The organism is Variovorax sp. HJSM1_2 (genome assembly GCF_049316285.1).
In the GTDB taxonomy this organism is placed as follows: Bacteria; Pseudomonadota; Gammaproteobacteria; order Burkholderiales; family Burkholderiaceae_C; genus Rhodoferax_B.
This window is the reverse complement of sequence record NZ_JBMOXA010000001.1, coordinates 348508-367768: the sequence shown is the minus strand read 5'-3', so window position 1 is coordinate 367768 and position 19261 is coordinate 348508. Positions and strand designations below refer to the sequence as shown.

Below are 19261 nucleotides of genomic sequence, written 5' to 3'. Positions count from 1 at the left end.
AGTCGCCAGCGTCACCAGCCATCTTCAGCCGCCACGGCGGCTATTGGCTTAGACCTTGAACACGGTCTTACACGCCGCACCCGATCTGACGAAAGACTGTCCCGCATGACCTCGGCACCACACACCACCCCAAGCTCTCAGCAAAGTGCGCTCCAACTGCTGATGTCCCGGCAATCCCGCTGGCCGCTCACCGAGCCGGCGCCATCCCAGGCCGAACTCGACCAGGTACTTGACCTCGCGCTGCGCGCCCCGGACCACGGGCAGTTGCAGCCCTGGCGCTTTGTCGTGGTGCGCGGCGAGGCACGCCAGGCGCTGGGCGAAGTTTTTGTGCAGGCGGCCAAGGCTCGTGATCCACACGGAGACCCGCAAGGCGACGCTGAACGCTTTCGCCACAAAGCCATGGCCGCACCGCTGCTGATCGCCATGGGCGCACACCTGCGGCCCGGCCACAAAGTGCCGCAGAGCGAGCAACTGCTGGCCGTGGGCGCTGCCGCCATGAACCTGCTCAATGGCCTGCATCTTTTGGGCTATGGTGGCTTCTGGGCCACGGGCTTGAACAGCCATGACGCGCGCGTGAAAACGGCACTGGGCTTTGCCGCCACCGACGCGTTGATCGGCTTTCTCTACATAGGCACACCCAAGGAAGCCGCGCCACATGTGGAGCGGCCTGCACGGCAGCGCTTCGTGCGCGAATGGGCGCCCGATGCGTCACTGCTGAATGCAGGCCAGACGGAAACGCTTTGAGGCCGCGTCTAGCCTTTTGGCACTAGCGACCTGGAGCCGCTCAGATCCAGCCGCCGCCTGTTGCGAAATCGTCACGCGGCCCACACATCCCTCATCGCGAAAGCCATTCAGAACGGCTGACGGTTTGAATCGCCCTAAATAGCGGTAGGCTCGGATATTGCAGCGCCATTCCAAGCCCGTTCAGCCTCGTCTCATGCTCTCTTTGCGCCACCTCACACGCCAACTCTGGGCGGTCGACTCTTTTCCCTACAGCCTGCGCATCCTGATCGCCTTGAGCGCCACCATGGCATTGGGCTGGCTGACCGACCAGATGGCACTGGTGATGCCGGTGTACCTGGGCACCATCGCCTGCGCGCTGGCCGAGACCGATGACAACTGGCGCGGCCGCCTGCGCGCACTGCTGGTCACGCTGCTGTGTTTTGCGCTCACGGCGTTTGCGGTGCAGGCCATGTTTGACCGGCCCTGGCTGTTTGTCTGCGGCCTGCTGGTCGCCACGTTTTGTCTCACCATGCTGGGTGCCATCAGCCCGCGCTACAAAGCCATTGCCTATGGCTCCTTGATCTTGTCGCTCTACACCATGATTGGCATGGACCACCAGCGCACGTCCGGCAGCGCGCATGTGTTTTGGCTGGAGCCGGTGCTGCTGTTGTCGGGCGCGGCCTGGTATGGCCTGTTGTCGGTGTTGTGGTGTGCGCTGTTTCCGCACCAGCCGGTGCAGCAGCACCTGGCCAGCCTCTACCAAACCCTGGGGCAGTATTTGCGCCTGAAGGCCTCGTTGTTCGAGCCCGTGCGCGGCATAGACCACGAGGTCAAACGCCTGGGCCTGGCGCAACGCAACGGCGAAGTGGTGGGCGCACTCAACAGCGCCAAGGAAACCATTCTGAGCCGCCTGGGCAGCGCCCCCAGCCAACGCATGCAGCATTACCTGCGGCTGTATTTCATTGCCCAGGACGTGCACGAACGCGCCAGTTCTTCACACTCGCCCTACAGCGAACTCACGGAAGCGTTTTTCCACAGCGATGTGTTGTTTCGTTGCCAGCGCCTGCTATCGCTACAGGGCTCGGCGTGTGCGCGCATAGGGCAAGACATTCTGTTGAACCGCCCCATAGACAAAGGCCCGGCCAGCGCCCAGGCGCTGCACGACTTGCAGGACGCACTGGTCCATCTCGAAGACACCATCACCCAGCCGTCGCAACGCTGGTTGTCGCTGCTGGGCTCGTTGACCGCCCTGGCGAAAAACCTAGGCAAGCTTGAAGCCCGCCTGGCCCGTGCCAGCTCGAACGAACAGGAAGCCGGCACAGACGACGAAAGCCTGCTTGACCGCTCGCCGCAATCACTGCGCGACGCCTGGGACCGTGTGCGCCTGCAGCTCACGCCCAACACCCCGTTGTTTCGCCACGCCGTGCGCCTGAGCCTGGCGCTGGCCGCGGGTTATGGCCTGCTGCATTGGATACACGCCAGCCAGGGCTACTGGATCATGCTGACCACGCTGTTTGTCTGCCAGCAAACCTATGGCGCCACACGCAAGCGTATGGTGCAACGCATCATAGGCACGCTGCTGGGCCTGGTCGCGGGCTGGGCCTTGTTCACCCTGTTCCCCAGCCTGCTGCTGCAGTCGATTTTTGCGGTGATCGCCGGTGTGGTGTTTTTTGCCAGCCGCACGCGCCGCTACACCCTGGGCACGGCGGCCATCACGCTGCTGGTGTTGCTGTGTTTCAACCAGATTGGCGATGGCCACGTGCTCATCTTGCCGCGTCTGGTGGACACCGTGCTCGGCAGCCTGATTGCCGGTGTGGCCATGTTCCTGGTGCTGCCCGATTGGCAGGGCCGGCGCATGCACGAAGTCGGCGCACGCGCCATGGCCTGCTGCGCCAGCTACCTGCGCGCCATCATGGCCCAGTACCACAGTGGCAAGCGCGACGACCTGGCCTATCGCCTGGCGCGGCGCAATGCACACAACGCCGATGCGGCGTTCTCCACTGCGCTGTTCAACCTCTACCAGGAACCCGGCTTTGTGCAAGGCAGCGGCGATGGCGCGCTGCGTTTTCTGCTGCTGTCGCACACACTTTTGAACTATCTTTCCGCACTTGGTGCCCACCGCGAACAAATGCAGGAAGCGGCGGGGCCTGCCGCGCTGCAGCAGGCCACCACACACATCAGCGCGGTGCTGCTGCAACTCAGCGAAAGCCTGGCCAAGCGTCAGCCCGTGCCACCGGCCAGCGCTGAAGAAGCCGCATTGCTCACGCAGCTGCAAGCGTTGCCGCAAGGCATGGCAGACGCGGAACCGGTGCACCAGGTGGTACAAACGCAGTTGCTGCACATCGGCCAACTGCTGGCACCGCTGCGTTTGCAGGCTGCGCGGCTGCTGCAAATGCAAGCGCCTGAGGGCGTATCAGAGGTCGTTGTTTCACCACCGCAACCAAGCTAGTTTTAGGCGATTTCCAGTCGCGCAGCCCCTAGCATTTAATCCATGTGAAAGCGTGCCCGGATGTTATGCAACTTGCGCATACATCCCTGACAAGCTGGCGTTAGACATCGTGCGAGCAGCGGCATAAGCTTGCGGCTTCTCGTCATCCCACAAGGATTTGTATGTCAAGCAAGCCATCCAACCCAGCACATTTGCCTGCGCCTACCGCGCATCCGCTGCCCTCTTACCTGAACGCCGACCACGTCGGCCCCTGGGGTATTTTTCTGCAGCAGGTCGATCGCGTGGAGCCCTACCTGGGCAACCTCGCTCGCTGGGTTGAAACGCTCAAACGCCCCAAGCGCATCTTGATTGTCGATGTGCCGATTCACCTCGACGACGGCAGCGTGGCCCACTTCGAAGGCTACCGCGTGCAGCACAACACTTCGCGCGGCCCGGGCAAGGGCGGTGTGCGTTTCCACCAGGACGTCACGCTGTCGGAAGTGATGGCGCTGTCGGCCTGGATGTCGGTCAAGAACGCTGCGGTGAACGTGCCCTATGGCGGCGCCAAGGGCGGCATCCGTGTCGACCCGAAGACGCTGTCGCGCGGCGAACTGGAGCGTATGACACGCCGCTACACCAGCGAGATCGGCATCATCATCGGCCCGAACAAGGACATTCCCGCGCCCGACGTCAACACCAATGACCAGATCATGGCCTGGATGATGGACACCTACTCCATGAACCAAGGCTCCACCGCCACCGGCGTGGTCACCGGCAAGCCGGTGGACCTGGGTGGCTCGCTGGGCCGCCGCGAAGCCACTGGCCGTGGCGTGTTCACCGTGGGCGTGGAAGCCGCCAAACACATTGGCATGGACGTGTCCAAGGCACGTGTGGCCGTGCAAGGTTTCGGTAACGTGGGCGGTGTGGCCGGCAAGCTGTTTGCTGAAGCCGGCGCCCGCGTGGTGGCTGTGCAAGACCACGGCGGCACCATCTACCGCGAAGCCGGTCTGGACGTGCCTGCCCTGCTGCGCCACGTGGCCGAGCACGGCAGCGTAGGCGGCTTCAAAGACGCCGAAGTACTGGCCAACGACAAGTTCTGGGAAGTGCCTTGCGACATCTTGATCCCCGCAGCCCTTGAGCAGCAAATCACCAAAACCAACGCCGGCCGCATCCAGGCCAAGATGATCATCGAAGGCGCCAACGGCCCCACCACGCCAGAGGCCGACGACATCCTGCACGAGCGCAACATCCTGGTGCTACCCGACGTGATCGCCAACGCCGGTGGCGTGACCGTGAGCTACTTTGAGTGGGTGCAAGACTTCTCGAGCTTCTTCTGGGATGAAGACGAGATCAACGCCCGTTTGGTGAAGGTGATGCGCGACGCGTTTACGGCGATCTGGCAAGTATCAAACGACCACAAGGTGAGTTTGCGTACCGCAACGTTTATCGTGGCTTGCAAACGCATTCTGCACACCCGCGAACTGCGCGGCCTGTACCCTTGATGCGCTGACCTCGCCCAGCGTAGTCCCCAAAAAACAAAAGGCCCCTCGGGGCCTTTTGTTTTTACCGCGCAGGTTTACTGCAGCGGCTCTTTCAACGCGTCGGGAATGGCGAGCGGCATCACGGCAATGCCTTCTTCCAGCAAGGCGGCGGTCTCTTTGGGGCTGGCCTTGCCGCGGATGTTGCGGTCTTCGACTTCGCCGTAGTGGATGCGCCGAGCTTCTTCGGCAAACCGGTTGCCCACATCCTCGGTGTTGGCCATCACGTGGCGCACGGCCTGCATCCAGGCTTGCTGCAGCGCGGCTGGGGCCTGGTTGGCGGGCACTACCTCCTGAGGCGCTGATTTGGACGCTTCTGTCTCGGCTCGTGCATCACGCGACTCGGTACGCGACTCAGGCAAGCCACGCGACTCGCGTGAGGCACTCAGATTCAGGCGCGGTGCACTGAGGCGTTTGACGATGCTGCTGTCGCCACACATGGGGCACTCGATCAAGCCGCGCGCCAGCTGGCTTTGGAACTCGTCGTCCGAGCCAAACCAACCTTCAAACACATGGCTGTGTGCACACTGTAAATCAAGCACTTTCATGCCTGAATTATCCTGCAGCGTTCTCTGGCTAGGCCGGTTGCCACTGTAAAGCCCGTGCGCCCAGGCTGTAATTCTGCAACCACAGCATGCCCGCAAGGGTTTTGCTATCGGTGACCTTGCCGCTCAGGCACCACTCCAGCAGCTCCGCCTGCGAGGCGGTGAACACATCGAGGAATTCACCTTCGTCGAGTTTGCGTTGCCCCAGCGTCAGGCCGCGCGCAAAAAAGACCTGGATCGCCTCGGTGGAATACGCCACTACCGGATGCAACTCACCCGCGTAGGCCCACTCTTTGGCGGTGTAGCCAGTTTCTTCTAGCAACTCGCGTTGGCCGCAGCGTAGCGGGTCCTCACCGGCGTCGATCTTGCCGGCAGGAAACTCGATCAGCACCTTGCCTATGGGGTAGCGGAACTGGCGTTCCAGCACCACGCGGCCATCGTCCAGCAGCGGAATCACCATCACGGCTCCCGAGTGCTGGATGTACTCGCGCGTGGCGCTGCGCTGGTTGGGCAGGCGAACGGTGTCGCGGCGCACATGCAAAAAGTTGCCGGTCAGCAGTTCTTCGCGGGAGCTGAGGTGTTCGATGAGGTGTTGATCTGCGTTGGTCATGTGTTTTAACTTCAGGTCGAAAAGACCAGCGCCCACGACGCAACGTCAGCGCGCGTGTTTCAGCAGGTAGCGGTAGACAAAGCCGGGAAAGGCCAGCGTCAGGAACAGTGTGCCGGTGACGGCATAGAACTCCCAGCCTTGGGGCGCTATTTGCCCCAGGTGTTGTTCAAGGGCCAGGCCAAGCAGGCCGACCGCGAAGTAATACACCAGCAGCTCCAGCAGGCGCAAGCCCAGCGATTTGGGCTTTTGCAGGCGGATGAAAAGAAACAGGCGCTGGCTGAAACATGGCAGGTTTGCGGCCACCAGCGCCAGCATGACAACAAGCCAAACCGAGGCGGACTGGTTCATACAACCACCTCGGTGAAAAACAGCTTAGGTGCCCAGGGCCAGCACGATGGCCTTGGCGCACAAGGTCATCAGGCCGCCAGGCAAGATGCCGAGCAACAACACCATGGCGCCGTTGAGCGACAACACCGCACGCACGTCCAACGGCGCCGACACGGTGGTGGCCGTAATGGGGGCGTCGAAATACATCACCTTGACCACCCGCAGGTAATAGAAGGCGCCGATCAGCGACATCACCACCGCAAACACCGCCAACACGATGTGCGCCGTGGAGCCTGACGAGATCAAGGCTTGCAGCACGGACAGCTTGGCGTAAAAACCAACCATGGGTGGAATGCCTGCCATGGAGAACAGGCAGATCGCCATCACGGCCGCGTACAAGGGGCTGCGTTCGTTCAGGCCCGACAGATCGGAGATTTCTTCGCTTTCAAAACCCTCGCGGGCCAGCAGCAGAATCACGCCGAAACCGGCCAGCGTGGTCAACACGTAGGTGACCACGTAGAACATCGCCGAGCTGTAGGCGTTTTCAATACCGGCCACATTGCCGTTGATCACACCGGCCAGCAAGCCCAACAGCACAAAGCCCATTTGCGAAATGGTCGAGTACGCCAGCATGCGCTTCAGATTGGTTTGTGCAATAGCAGCCATGTTGCCCAGGGCCAATGAACACACGGCCAACACCACCAGCATCTGTTGCCAGTCAATCGCCAGCGGCAGCATGCCTTCGATCAACAGCCGGAAGACGATGGCGAACGCCGCGAGCTTGGGCGCGCCGCCGATCATCAAGGTGACCGAAGTAGGCGCACCTTGGTAAACGTCAGGAATCCACATGTGGAATGGCACCACACCCAGCTTGAAGGCCAGGCCAGCGACCACGAAGACCAAACCGAACACCAGCACCTGGTGTTTGACCTGGCCAGAGCCTATGGCCTTGAGCACTTCACCAATGTTCAGGCTGCCGGTGGCGCCATACATCATGGACAGGCCATAGAGCAGGAAGCCTGAAGCCAATGCACCCAGCACAAAGTACTTCATCGCGGCTTCGCTGGCGACTGCATTGTCGCGGCGCAAAGCGACCAGGGCGTAGCTCGACAGCGTCAGCAATTCCAGGCCCAGGTAGATCACCAGGAAGTGGTTGCCGGAGATCATGGAGAACATGCCCAGCAGCGAGAACATGCTCAGCGAGAAGATCTCACCACCGCGCAGCATGTCGCGATCGCCCGAATAGGGGCGGCCATACACCAGCGTGACCATCACGGCGATGGTGGCAAAGCACTTGAGCCAATTGCCCATGGCATCACTCACCAGCATGTTGCCGAAGGCGTAAACCGTTGTGCCGTTCATGGCACGGTCGGCGAACCAAACAGCCACGACGGCCAGGGTCAACATGGTCAACACATAGGTCAGCGTGCGGCGTGGGCTTTTCACGCCCAGATCGACCAAGGTAATGACACAGGCCATCACCAGCAAAAATATCTCTGGATAAACCGTGATCAAACTGAGTTTGTCAATCATCTTATTCTCTCAATCCAGCGGGTCAGTTCAGTTTGGCAGTTTGGAAAGGGCCACGTGCTTCAGCAGGTCTGCGACCGAAGCGTCCATCACATCGGTGAATGGCTTGGGGTACAAACCCATGGCCAGCACAGCGATGGCCAACAAAGCCAACATGAAGAATTCGCGGGCGTTGATGTCGGTCAGCTCTTTCACGTGGTCATTGGTCACGGGGCCCAGGTAGACCCGCTTGAACATCCACAAGGAATAGGCAGCACCGAAGATCAAGGCCGTGGCAGCACCCAGGCCGATCCAGAAATTGGCGCGCACAGCGCCCAGAATCACCATCCACTCGCCAATAAAACCGGCGGTGCCAGGCAGGCCACTGTTGGCCATGGTGAACAACAACGCAAACGCGGCAAACTTGGGCATGGTGTTGACCACGCCACCGTAATCGGCGATCTCACGCGAGTGCACACGGTCGTACAACACACCGATGGACAGGAACATCGCGCCCGACACAAAGCCGTGCGCAATCATCTGCACCAAACCGCCGGACACACCCAGGTCGTTGAAGATGAAGAAGCCCAGCGTCACGAAACCCATGTGGGCCACGGACGAATAAGCCACCAGCTTTTTCATGTCCTGCTGCACCATGGCGACCAGACCGACGTAGACCACGGCGATCAGCGACAAGGCAATCATCAACCAGGCCCATTCGCGAGCAGCGTCAGGGGCAATGGGCATGGAGAAACGCAGGAAACCGTAAGCACCCAGCTTCAGCATGATGGCCGCCAGCACGGCGGAACCACCGGTAGGCGCTTCCACGTGCACGTCTGGCAGCCAGGTGTGCACCGGGAACATCGGCACCTTCACCGCAAAAGCGGCGAAGAAGGCGAAGAACAGCAGCGTTTGCGAACGGCTATCCAGCGGCAGCTTGTGCCAGGTGGCGATATCGAAGCTACCACCCGACTTGGTGTACAGGAAGATCAGCGCCACCAGCATCAGCAAAGAGCCGAGCAAGGTGTAGAGGAAGAACTTGAAAGCCGCGTAGATCTTGTTCGGGCCGCCCCAGATGCCGATGATCAGGTACATAGGGATCAGCGTGGCTTCGAAGAACACGTAGAACAGAATGCCGTCGAGTGCGGCAAACACACCAATCATCAGGCCGCTCAAAATCAGGAACGCACCCATGTATTGGTTCACGCGCTGGGTGATCACTTCCCAGCCGGCGATCACCACGATGACGTTGATGAAGGCCGTCAGCAGCACAAACCACATCGACAAACCGTCCACGCCCAGGTGGTAGTTGACGTTGAAGCGCGGAATCCAGCTTGCGTTTTCGACAAACTGCATCTCGGAGGTGCCGAGTTGAAAACCGCTGTACAGCGGCAAGGTCACCAGCAAGCTGATGACGGCGCCAATCAGGGCAAACCAGCGCACCGCCTTGGCGTGTTCGTCGCGTCCCAGCGCGAGCAGCACGACACCAAAAAAGATCGGTGTCCAAATTGAAAGGCTCAACAATCCCATTTTTCTTCTGCCTCTAGTTGTTGAACAACAGGAAATACGTCATCAGACCAAACACACCGAGGATCATGACCAAAGCGTAGTGGTAGATAAAGCCGGTTTGGAACCAGCGCACCACGCTGGAGACCATGCCCACAACTTTCCAGGAACCGTTGACCACCATACCGTCGATCAGGAAACGGTCGCCGACCTTCCAGAACAAGGTCCCCAGACCACGTGCACCACGGGCCAGGACGTTTTCGTTGAACCAGTCGAGGTAGTACTTGTTTTCCAACAAGGTGTAGATCGGGCTGAAGATGCGTTTGATGGCAGCAGGCAGCGCGGGGTTGATCATGTACATGTAGTACGAGGTCACGACACCGGCCAGGGCCAACCAGAAAGGAGGCGTCTGCAGACCATGGATGGCCATGCCTGCGGCACCGTGGAAGATCTCCTTCAAGCCTTCCATGGCGTGGTGTTTTTCACCATCGACAAAAATCGCGTCGCGGAAGAAGTCGCCGAACAACATCGGTTCGATGAAGATGAAACCGACGATGACAGATGGAATCGCCAACAAGATCAGCGGCAGGGTCACGACCCATGGCGACTCGTGTGGCTTGTGGGCATGGTGGTGACCATGGCCGTGATCGTCGTGGGCGTGGTGGTCATCATGGCCGTGGTGTGCGTCAGGGTTCTGGTCAAAGCGCTCTTTGCCGTGGAACACCAGGAAGTACATGCGGAACGAGTAGAACGCGGTGATGAACACGCCGGCCATCACGGCAAAGTACGCAAAGCTGGTACCGGGCAGATGGGTCTCGTGCACCGCTTCGATGATGCTGTCCTTCGAGTAGAAGCCCGAGAAGAAAGGTGTGCCGATCAAGGCCAGCGAACCGAGCAAGGACGTGATCCAGGTGATAGGCATGTACTTGCGCAGGCCGCCCATCCAACGGATGTCCTGGTTGTGGTGCACACCCATGATCACCGAGCCTGCGCCCAGGAACAACAAGGCCTTGAAGAACGCGTGGGTCATCAAGTGGAACACGGCTACCGAGTAGGCCGAGGCACCCAGGGCCACCGTCATATAACCCAGCTGCGACAGCGTGGAATAGGCCACCACACGTTTGATGTCGTTCTGGATGATGCCCAGAAAGCCCATGAACAGTGCCGTGATGGCGCCTATCACCATGATGAAGTTCAAGGCCGTATCGCTGAGCTCGAACAGTGGCGACATACGCGCCACCATGAAGATACCTGCCGTCACCATGGTGGCGGCGTGGATCAGTGCGGAAATCGGGGTTGGGCCTTCCATGGAGTCCGGCAGCCAGACGTGCAAGGGAAACTGAGCCGACTTACCCATGGCGCCGATGAACAGGCAGATACAGATAACGGTGATCAGCATCCAGTCGGTGCCGGGGAAGCTCATGCCGCCCAACTCGCCTGCCTTGGCAAAGGTTTCGGAGTAGTTCAGCGTACCGGCATAGGCCGCCAACAGACCAATGCCGAGGATGAAGCCGAAGTCACCCACACGGTTGACCAGGAAGGCTTTCATGTTGGCAAAGATGGCCGAAGGTTTGTTGAACCAGAAACCGATCAGCAGGTAGGACACCAGGCCCACGGCTTCCCAGCCGAAGAACAGTTGCAGCATGTTGTTGCTCATGACAAGCATCAACATCGAGAACGTGAACAGCGAGATGTACGAGAAGAAGCGGTTGTAGCCTTCGTCTTCCTGCATGTAGCCAATGGTGTAGATGTGCACCATCAGCGACACAAAGGTCACCACCACCATCATCATGGCGGTCAGGCCGTCCACCAGGAAGCCGACTTCCATCTTCAGGTTGCCAACCGTCATCCAGGTGTAGAGCGTTTCGTTGAAACGCGCGCCGTCCACGGCCACGCTTTTCAGCGTCATCGCCGAGATCACGAAGGCGATGAAAACGCCCAGGATGGTGAGGCTGTGGCAGGCGCGTCGGCCGAACTTGTTGCCGCCGAACTGGGTGCCCAAAATACCGGCCAGCAACGCGCCAGCCAGGGGCGCGAGCGGAACCGCCAACAATGTTGCTGCTGAGAGTGTTTGACTCATTTTTTAATTGTTGAACCGTCTGGCTCAACCCTTGAGCGAGTTGAGTTCGTCCACATTGATGCTGGACTTGTTACGGAATAGGAGCACGAGAATCGCCAAGCCTATGGCGGACTCTGCGGCGGCCACCGTCAGAATGAAGAACACGAACAGTTGGCCGTGCAAGTCACCCAGATAGTGGGAGAACGCAACGAAGTTCATATTGACCGCCAACAGCATCAATTCGATGGCCATCAGCAGCACGATCAGGTTCTTGCGGTTCAGGAAAATACCGATGACCGACATGGCGAACAACATCGCGCCAAGCGAGAGGAAATGTCCGAGCGACAGGGTCATGCTTTTTTCTCCGCGGTGGCAGCCGGTGCCGGGGTTGCAGGTGTTGCCTCGGCTTCAGCGGCGACGGGAGCCACTGGAGGTTTGGTCGAGGCGACGTTGACCACATTCAGGCGGTCTCTGGCACGCACACGCACCTGGTCGCTCACGCTGACAAACTTGGTGTCCTTGCGTTGGCGCAGCGTCAAGGCAATGGCGGCAATCATGGCCACCAGCAGAATCACGGCTGCGATTTCCAGCGGGAACAGGTACTCGGTGTAGAGCAGGATGCCAAGCTCCTTGGTGTTGGCCACCTGCCCTGCCGCTGCGGCCACGTTTTGTGGTGCATCGCGGAAGCCGCCCATCAGCACATAGGTCATCTCCAGCGCAATGATCACACCGATGATGGCAGCCAACGGGAAGTGTTTCCAGAAACCACGGCGCATGCTGTCAACGTCGATGTCCAGCATCATCACCACAAACAAGAACAGCACCATCACGGCACCCAGGTACACCAGCACCAGGGTGATCGCCAGGAATTCGGCGCGCAGCAACAGCCACACGGCAGACGCCTGGGAGAACGCCAGCATCAGGTACAACACAGCGTGCACCGGATTGCGGGCGGTAATGACCCGAAAGGCTGCGAACAGCAGCACGATCGAGAACAAGTAGAAGAAACCGGTCTTAACATCCATGGGGTGGGTCTTTTTGCAAGTGAGCGCTCATCAGCGTTTCGTCAGCGGTATCAGCGGTACTTGGCATCTGCCGCCTTGGCAGCTGCGATTTCGGTTTCGTAGCGATCGCCAACGGCCAACAGCATGTCCTTGGTGAAGTACAGGTCGCCGCGCTTTTCACCGTGGTATTCGAAGATGTGCGTTTCGACGATGGAGTCCACCGGGCAGCTTTCTTCGCAGAAGCCACAAAAGATGCACTTGGTCAGATCGATGTCGTAACGCGTGGTGCGGCGCGAGCCGTCGTCACGCACATCGGACTCGATCGTGATGGCCATGGCTGGGCACACGGCTTCGCACAGCTTGCAAGCGATGCAACGCTCTTCGCCATTTTCATAACGGCGCAACGCGTGCAGGCCACGGAAACGCGGCGAGATCGGTGTCTTTTCCTCGGGGAATTGCACCGTCACCTTGCGTTTGAACATGTACTTGCCGGTCAGGGCCATGCCCTTGAACAACTCGGCCAGCATGAAACTGGAGACAAAATCTTTAACAGATGCTACTGCGGTCATCGCTAGCCCCACTTACTTCCAAATGTTGAAGGAGGTGTGCATCCACGCTCCAACCACGACCAGCCACACCAGCGTGACTGGAATGAAAATCTTCCAGCCCAAGCGCATGATCTGGTCGTAACGGAACCGTGGGAACGTGCCACGAATCCAGATGAACAAAGACACGACAAAGAATGTCTTCAGGCCAAGCCAGATCCAGCCGGGAATGAAGTCCAGGAAGGCTACCGGCGAAAGCCAGCCGCCCAGGAACATCAGTGCCGCCAGGATAGAAATCAACCACATGCTGGCGTATTCGGCCAGGAAGAAGATGGCGAAGCCCATGCCCGAGTACTCGACCATGTGGCCGGCCACGATTTCGGCTTCGCCTTCGACCACGTCAAACGGGTGACGGTTGGTTTCGGCCACACCCGAGATCACATACACAGCAAAGATGGGCAACAGCGGCAGCCAGTTCCAGGACAGGAATCCCAGTCCCATGTCGGCACCCATGCCACGGCCTTGCACCGCCACCACCTCGCCCAGCTGCAAACTGCCCGACACCATGATGACGATCACCAGGCAGAAGCCCATGGCGATTTCGTAACTCACCATTTGCGCCGAAGCACGCAACGCGCCAAGGAAGGCGTATTTCGAGTTGGAAGCCCAGCCGGCAATGATCACGCCGTAAACCTCGATCGAGGTGATCGCCATGATCAGCAGCAGGCCGGCGTTGACGTTGGCCAACACTGTATCCGGGCCGAAAGGAACCGCCACCCAGGCCGCCAGCGCCGGCATGATGGCCAGGATAGGACCCAGACGGAACAGGCCAGGACTGGCCGCCGTGGGGTTGATCATTTCCTTGGTGAGCAGCTTCAGCGCATCCGCGATAGGCTGCAGCAGACCCAGAGGACCAACACGGTTGGGGCCGTGGCGCACTTGAATCCAACCCAGCAGCTTACGTTCCCACAGTGTGAGGTAGGCCACGGCGCCCATCAGTGGCGCCAATACCAGGATGATCTTCAGCAGATTCCAGATCACGGGCCATGCGATGGTGGCCCACCACGTCTGCCCTACCAGATGCAAACCGCCGTTGTAGATGGCGTCGATCATGCAACGGTCTCCTCTTGCTGTACTTCAACTGAACCGCTGACGCCACTGAAGCCGTTGCCGGCACGGCCGTCGGCCGTCATTTGCAACGATGCGGCACGCCGCACAATGCCGTCGAGTTGGTAAATGCTGGCGACGGCTGGCGTGCCGGCCGCAGGTGCCGTGTCGATGGCGCCATTGGCCGTGCTGTTGGACAACAAATCCGTAGCAACCTTGGCAACACCAGCTTGCGTAATAGCCAATTTCGACAAGACATCTTGCGACGACTCGTAGTCGAAACCCGGCAAGCCCAGCAAGTTACCCAGAACACGCAATACCTTCCAGCCTGGACGGGTTTCGCCCAGTGGTTTGACCACGGCGTGGAAGCTTTGCACATGGCCTTCGGCATTCACAAACGTACCCGAGGTTTCGGTGAATGGGGCAATCGGCAGCAACACGTCGCTGATGTCCAGGTTGGCCTTGAACGGGCTGAGCGTGACCACCATTTGGGCCTTGTTCAAGCCGGCCAGGGCCGCGCGGCCGTTGGCAGCGTCAAACTGCGGCTCGGTGTTGAGCAACACCACAGCCTTCAGGCCACCGGCCAGCATCTCGCCGGCATTTTGACCATTGGCACCAGGCACGGCACCCACCAATTGCGCACCAACCGTGTTGGCGGCTTCGGTCAGGTAACCCACCGTGGCACCAGCTTGGCCGGCAATCCAGGTGGCCAGAGCCAACAGGCTGGATGCCTTGGCATGGTGTGCGGCTGCATTACCCAGCAAAATGGCTTTGCGTTCGCCGGACAACAAGGCCTTGGCGATGCGCGTGGCGGCTTCGTCAGCGGTGCCCGCCACGGGTGGCATTGCGCCGGTTTCAGCGCCGATGGCAGCCGCGATACCCGCGAGCATTCCCACCCAGTTGGCAGCCGGTGCCACAACCTCGTTGGCGATGCTCATGGCCCAGTCGCTGGCCTGGTCGTTCAGCACCTGAACGCGGCCGCCCTTGCGTGTGGCCTGGCGAATACGCTGTGCAAACAGCGGATGGTCCTTGCGCAGGTTGGAGCCCACGACCAGCACTTGTTGCAGCGTCGACAGCGAGGCAATCGTTGTGCCCAGCCATTGGGCCTTGCCCGTGGCGGCGGCAAACTCGGCGTGACGCAGACGGTAGTCGATGTTTTCGCTGCCCAGGCCGCGCACCAGTTTGCCGGCCAAAGCCAGTTCTTCCAGCGTGCTGTGCGGGCTGGCCAACAGGCCCAGGCTCGCAGCGCCATGGTCGGCGGAAATCTGACGCAGGCCAGTGGCCACGTATTCGAGGGCGGTCTGCCAGTCGACGGTCTTCCACTCACCGCCCTGCTTCAGCATGGGCTGGGTCAGGCGTTGGTCGCTGTTCAGCGCTTCGTAGGAGAAACGGTCGCGGTCGGCAATCCAGCATTCGTTGATGGCGTCGTTTTCGAACGGCACCACACGCATGACCTTGTTGTTCTTCACTTGAACAATCAGGTTGGCGCCGGTGGAATCGTGCGGGCTGACCGACTTGCGGCGGCCCAACTCCCAGGTACGTGCGCTATAGCGAAAAGGCTTGCTGGTCAACGCACCCACGGGGCAGATGTCTATCATGTTGCCCGACAGTTCGGAGTCCACGGTGTCGTTCAACACGGTGGTGATTTCCGAGTGCTCACCGCGATGGATCATGCCCAGCTCCATCACGCCGGCCACTTCCTGACCAAAACGGACGCAGCGTGTGCAGTGAATGCAGCGGCTCATTTCTTCCATGGAGATCAGCGGGCCGACGTCCTTGTGGAACACAACCCGTTTCTCTTCTTGATATCGCGAAGTCGAGCCACCATACCCAACTGCCAAGTCTTGCAACTGGCATTCACCACCCTGATCGCAAATCGGGCAATCCAATGGGTGGTTGATCAGCAGGAATTCCATCACCGACTGCTGCGCCTTGATCGCCTTGGGCGTCTTGGTCCGCACAATCATGCCTTGCGTCACCGGGGTGGCGCAGGCGGGCATAGGCTTGGGAGCCTTTTCCACATCGACCAGGCACATGCGGCAGTTGGCCGCGATGCTCAATTTCTTGTGGTAACAGAAGTGGGGGATGTAAGTGCCGGCCTTGTCGGCTGCATGCATCACCATGCTGCCTTCGGCAACCTCTACCTTCTGTCCATCGAGTTCTATTTCAACCATATTTTTTCTCGCACTCAGACCGATTCAGCCAATGGACGCGCGCTCTTAGAGATCATGGCTTCGAACTCTGGGCGGAAGTGCTTGATCATGGCGCGCACCGGCATGGCCGCTGCGTCACCCAATGCGCAAATCGTGCGGCCTTGAATGTTGTCGGCCACGGAGTTCAGCAAGTCCAGATCCGTGGGACGTCCTTCGCCGCGGTGGATACGGTCCACCAAGCGCCACAACCAGCCCGTGCCTTCGCGGCAAGGGGTGCACTGGCCACACGACTCGTGCATGTAGAAGTAGGACAGACGCTTGAGGCTCTCCACCATACAACGGCTGTCGTCCATGACAATCACCGCGCCCGAGCCCAGCATGGAGCCGGCCTTGGCGATGGAGTCGTAGTCCATGGTGCATTCCATCATGATGGACGCAGGCAGCACCGGCGCCGACGATCCACCAGGAATCACCGCCTTCAGCTGGCGGCCCTTGCGCACACCACCGGCGAGTTCCAGCAGCTTGGAGAACGCCGTGCCCATAGGCACTTCGTAGTTGCCAGGCAATTCGACGTCACCCGACACCGAGAAGATCTTGGTGCCGCCGTTGTTCGGCTTGCCACATTCCAGATAGGCCGCACCACCATTGCGAATGATCCACGGCACGGCCGCGAAGGTTTCGGTGTTGTTGATGGTGGTGGGTTTGCCATACAGGCCAAAGCTGGCCGGGAACGGCGGCTTGAAGCGTGGTTGGCCCTTCTTGCCTTCTAGCGATTCGAGCAAGGCGGTTTCTTCGCCGCAGATGTAGGCGCCAAAACCATGGGCCGCATGCAGTTGGAAGTTGAAGCTGCTGCCCAGGATGGCATCACCCAGATAACCTGCGGCACGCGCCTCTTCCAGAGCTTCTTCAAAGCGTTGGTAGGTTTGGAAGATTTCGCCGTGGATGTAGTTGTAGCCCAGGCTGATGCCCATGGCATAGGCAGCGATGATCATGCCTTCAATCACGATGTGTGGATTGAATTGCAGAATGTCGCGGTCCTTGCAGGTGCCGGGTTCACCTTCGTCCGAATTGCAGACCAGGTGCTTTTGTCCAGGGAACTGGCGCGGCATGAAGCTCCACTTCAAGCCCGTGGGGAAACCCGCGCCACCGCGGCCACGCAGACCGGATTCTTTGACCGTACCAATCACCTGGTCCTGCGTCAGACCGGCCTCATTGCCGGCCACGCCGTCTTTGCCGAGTATCTTGCGCAGCGCCTGGTAGCCGCCACGTGCCTCATAGTCCTTGAGGCGCCAGTTGCTGCCGTTCAGACCAGCGTAGATCTGAGGGTTGATGTGACGATCGTGAAAACACGTTTGCACACCCGTGGCCTGAAATTGGGCCAATACCTGTTGTGAATTCATGCTTGCCCTTCCGAACGGCCTGCACCGGATTGCGCGGCTTCTGCGGCGCGCAATCCGTCGACCAGTTGGTCCAGTTTTTCGTTGGACATGAAGCTGCACATCGTCAAGTCATTCACCAGCATCACCGGGGAATCGGCGCAGGCGCCGAGACATTCAGATTGCTGCAGCGTGAACATGCCGTCGGGCGTGGTGCCACCCATTTCGATGTGGAGCTTGTGCTCCAGATGCTTCAGCGCTTTGCCACCGTCGCGCAACAGGCACGGCAGGTTGGTACAAACGTTCAGCTTGTACTTGCCAACGGCGTGTTGGTTGTACATGTTGTAGAACGTAGTGACTTCGTGCACGGCGATCTGCGGCATGCCGAGGTAATCGGCAATCTGGCGCTCTATGTCCTGGCTCACAAAACCGTGTTCTTTTTGCGCAATCGTCAGGCAGGCCATCACCGCAGATTGTTTTTGCTCTGCGGGGTACTTGGCGACTTCTTTGGCAAACAACGCCAACACCTCAGCCGACAAGGTGACGGCTGCTTCAGTATGTTGTGGGCTACTCATCGATCAATTTCTCCGAACACGATGTCCAGCGTGCCAATGATGGCCACCGCGTCCGCAATCATGTGGCCGCGCGACATTTCGTCCAGGGCAGCCAGGTGCACGAATCCCGGTGGACGAATCTTCAAGCGATAAGGCTTGTTGGCGCCGTCGCTGATCAGGTAAATACCAAACTCGCCCTTTGGATGTTCCACAGCGGCATAAGCCTCGCCTTCAGGCACGTGGAAACCTTCGGTGAAGAGCTTGAAATGGTGAATCAACTCTTCCATGTTGGACTTCATGGATTCACGCGATGGCGAAGCCACCTTGTGGTTGTCCGTGATGACCGGTCCGGGGTTGACACGCAACCAGTCGACACATTGCTTGATGATGCGGTTGGACTGCTTGAGCTCTTCCATACGGACGAGGTAGCGGTCGTAGCAATCGCCGGTCTTGCCGACGGGAATGTCGAAGTCGATTTTGTCGTACGCATCGTACGGCTGCTTCTTGCGCAGATCCCAAGCCACACCAGAGCCACGCAACATCGGGCCACTCAAGCCGAGGTTCAGTGCACGATCGGCGTCCATGACGCCGATGCCGACCGTACGCTGCTTCCAGATACGGTTCTCGGTCAACAGCGTGTGGTATTCCTCAAGATAGGTGGGGAAACGCTTGGTGAAGTCGTCAATGAAGTCCAGCAAGCTGCCTTGGCGGTTTTCATTCATGGCAGCCAAGGCCTTGGCGTTCTTGATCTTGCTGACCTTGTACTGCGGCATGGTGTCCGGCAGGTCGCGGTAGACGCCACCTGGACGGAAATAGGCCGCATGCATACGCGCACCCGACACAGCTTCGTAAATGTCAAACAGATCTTCACGCTCGCGGAAAGCGTAGATCAGAATCGTCGAGCTACCGCAATCGTTGCCGTGCGAACCGAGCCACATCAGGTGGTTCAACATACGCGTGATTTCGGCAAACATCACACGGATGTATTGCGCGCGGATGGGCACTTCCAGGCCCAGCAGCTTCTCGATCGCCAAGCAGTAAGCATGCTCGTTGGACATCATGGACACGTAGTCCAAACGGTCCATATAGGGCAAGGACTGGATGAAGGTCTTGCTCTCGGCCAGCTTTTCCGTGGCACGGTGCAACAAACCGATGTGTGGGTCCGCGCGCTGGACCACTTCGCCGTCCAACTCAAGCACCAGACGCAACACGCCGTGTGCAGCCGGGTGTTGCGGACCGAAATTGAGGGTGTAGTTTTTAATCTCTGCCATGATTTC

General features: G+C 59.5%; 17 protein-coding genes. 3 read left to right on the top strand and 14 right to left on the bottom strand.

What is annotated here, in order from left to right; all coding sequences use genetic code 11:
- The first annotated feature begins 105 nt into the window (after positions 1-105).
- The 3 genes from ACFQ95_RS01670 (at position 106) to ACFQ95_RS01660 (ending at position 4653) form a co-directional block, all read left to right on the top strand.
- Positions 106-744 (top strand): nitroreductase family protein, encoded by a 639-nt coding sequence (locus ACFQ95_RS01670; protein WP_422829047.1) that lies wholly within the window; start codon positions 106-108, stop codon positions 742-744.
- A gap of 193 nt (positions 745-937) precedes the next feature.
- Positions 938-3172: a YccS family putative transporter gene (gene yccS, locus ACFQ95_RS01665; protein ID WP_422829046.1), complete on the top strand. Its 2235-nt coding sequence runs from the start codon at positions 938-940 to the stop codon at positions 3170-3172.
- A gap of 161 nt (positions 3173-3333) precedes the next feature.
- Positions 3334-4653: a Glu/Leu/Phe/Val family dehydrogenase gene (locus ACFQ95_RS01660; RefSeq protein ID WP_422829045.1), complete on the top strand. Its 1320-nt coding sequence runs from the start codon at positions 3334-3336 to the stop codon at positions 4651-4653.
- Between the two features lie 74 nt (positions 4654-4727).
- Here the strand turns inward: ACFQ95_RS01660 and ACFQ95_RS01655 are convergent, their stop codons facing one another.
- The 14 genes from ACFQ95_RS01655 to ACFQ95_RS01590 are packed head-to-tail and all read right to left on the bottom strand — an operon-like array spanning position 4728 to position 19255.
- On the bottom strand, positions 4728-5237 hold the full coding sequence (locus ACFQ95_RS01655) for a DUF1178 family protein (RefSeq protein ID WP_422829044.1): 510 nt from the start codon (positions 5235-5237) through the stop codon (positions 4728-4730).
- Between the two features lie 28 nt (positions 5238-5265).
- Complete coding sequence (locus tag ACFQ95_RS01650) at positions 5266-5844, bottom strand: NUDIX domain-containing protein (protein WP_422829043.1); 579 nt, start codon at positions 5842-5844, stop codon at positions 5266-5268.
- 45 nt (positions 5845-5889) lie between these two features.
- Positions 5890-6192 carry a DUF2818 family protein gene (locus ACFQ95_RS01645; RefSeq protein WP_422829042.1) on the bottom strand — a complete coding sequence of 101 codons (303 nt, stop codon included), beginning with the start codon at positions 6190-6192 and terminating at the stop codon, positions 5890-5892.
- Between the two features lie 24 nt (positions 6193-6216).
- The gene (nuoN, locus tag ACFQ95_RS01640; RefSeq protein WP_422829041.1) at positions 6217-7704 is read right to left on the bottom strand and encodes an NADH-quinone oxidoreductase subunit NuoN; all 1488 of its coding nucleotides are present in this window, start codon (positions 7702-7704) and stop codon (positions 6217-6219) included.
- 27 nt (positions 7705-7731) lie between these two features.
- Positions 7732-9210: an NADH-quinone oxidoreductase subunit M gene (locus tag ACFQ95_RS01635; protein ID WP_422829040.1), complete on the bottom strand. Its 1479-nt coding sequence runs from the start codon at positions 9208-9210 to the stop codon at positions 7732-7734.
- Positions 9211-9223: 13 nt separating this feature from the next.
- On the bottom strand, positions 9224-11266 hold the full coding sequence (nuoL, locus tag ACFQ95_RS01630; RefSeq protein ID WP_422829039.1) for an NADH-quinone oxidoreductase subunit L: 2043 nt from the start codon (positions 11264-11266) through the stop codon (positions 9224-9226).
- A 24-nt stretch (positions 11267-11290) separates the two neighbouring features.
- Positions 11291-11599, bottom strand: a complete 309-nt coding sequence (gene nuoK, locus ACFQ95_RS01625) for an NADH-quinone oxidoreductase subunit NuoK (RefSeq protein ID WP_422829038.1) — start codon at positions 11597-11599, stop codon at positions 11291-11293.
- Positions 11596-12270: an NADH-quinone oxidoreductase subunit J gene (locus ACFQ95_RS01620; protein ID WP_422829037.1), complete on the bottom strand. Its 675-nt coding sequence runs from the start codon at positions 12268-12270 to the stop codon at positions 11596-11598. Before ACFQ95_RS01620 ends, nuoK begins: the two co-directional genes overlap by 4 nt.
- A gap of 50 nt (positions 12271-12320) precedes the next feature.
- A complete protein-coding gene (gene nuoI, locus ACFQ95_RS01615; RefSeq protein ID WP_422829036.1) occupies positions 12321-12818 on the bottom strand; it encodes an NADH-quinone oxidoreductase subunit NuoI in 498 nt (165 codons plus the stop codon).
- Between the two features lie 12 nt (positions 12819-12830).
- Positions 12831-13907: an NADH-quinone oxidoreductase subunit NuoH gene (nuoH, locus tag ACFQ95_RS01610; RefSeq protein WP_422829035.1), complete on the bottom strand. Its 1077-nt coding sequence runs from the start codon at positions 13905-13907 to the stop codon at positions 12831-12833.
- Positions 13904-16075: an NADH-quinone oxidoreductase subunit NuoG gene (gene nuoG, locus ACFQ95_RS01605; protein ID WP_422829034.1), complete on the bottom strand. Its 2172-nt coding sequence runs from the start codon at positions 16073-16075 to the stop codon at positions 13904-13906. Before nuoG ends, nuoH begins: the two co-directional genes overlap by 4 nt.
- A 14-nt stretch (positions 16076-16089) precedes the next feature.
- Positions 16090-17454 (bottom strand): NADH-quinone oxidoreductase subunit NuoF, encoded by a 1365-nt coding sequence (gene nuoF / locus ACFQ95_RS01600; RefSeq protein WP_422829033.1) that lies wholly within the window; start codon positions 17452-17454, stop codon positions 16090-16092.
- Positions 17451-18005 (bottom strand): NADH-quinone oxidoreductase subunit NuoE, encoded by a 555-nt coding sequence (gene nuoE / locus ACFQ95_RS01595; RefSeq protein ID WP_422829032.1) that lies wholly within the window; start codon positions 18003-18005, stop codon positions 17451-17453. Before nuoE ends, nuoF begins: the two co-directional genes overlap by 4 nt.
- On the bottom strand, positions 18002-19255 hold the full coding sequence (locus tag ACFQ95_RS01590) for an NADH-quinone oxidoreductase subunit D (protein WP_422829031.1): 1254 nt from the start codon (positions 19253-19255) through the stop codon (positions 18002-18004). The genes nuoE and ACFQ95_RS01590 overlap by 4 nt, the downstream gene beginning before the upstream one ends.
- Between the last annotated feature and the right edge of the window lie 6 nt (positions 19256-19261).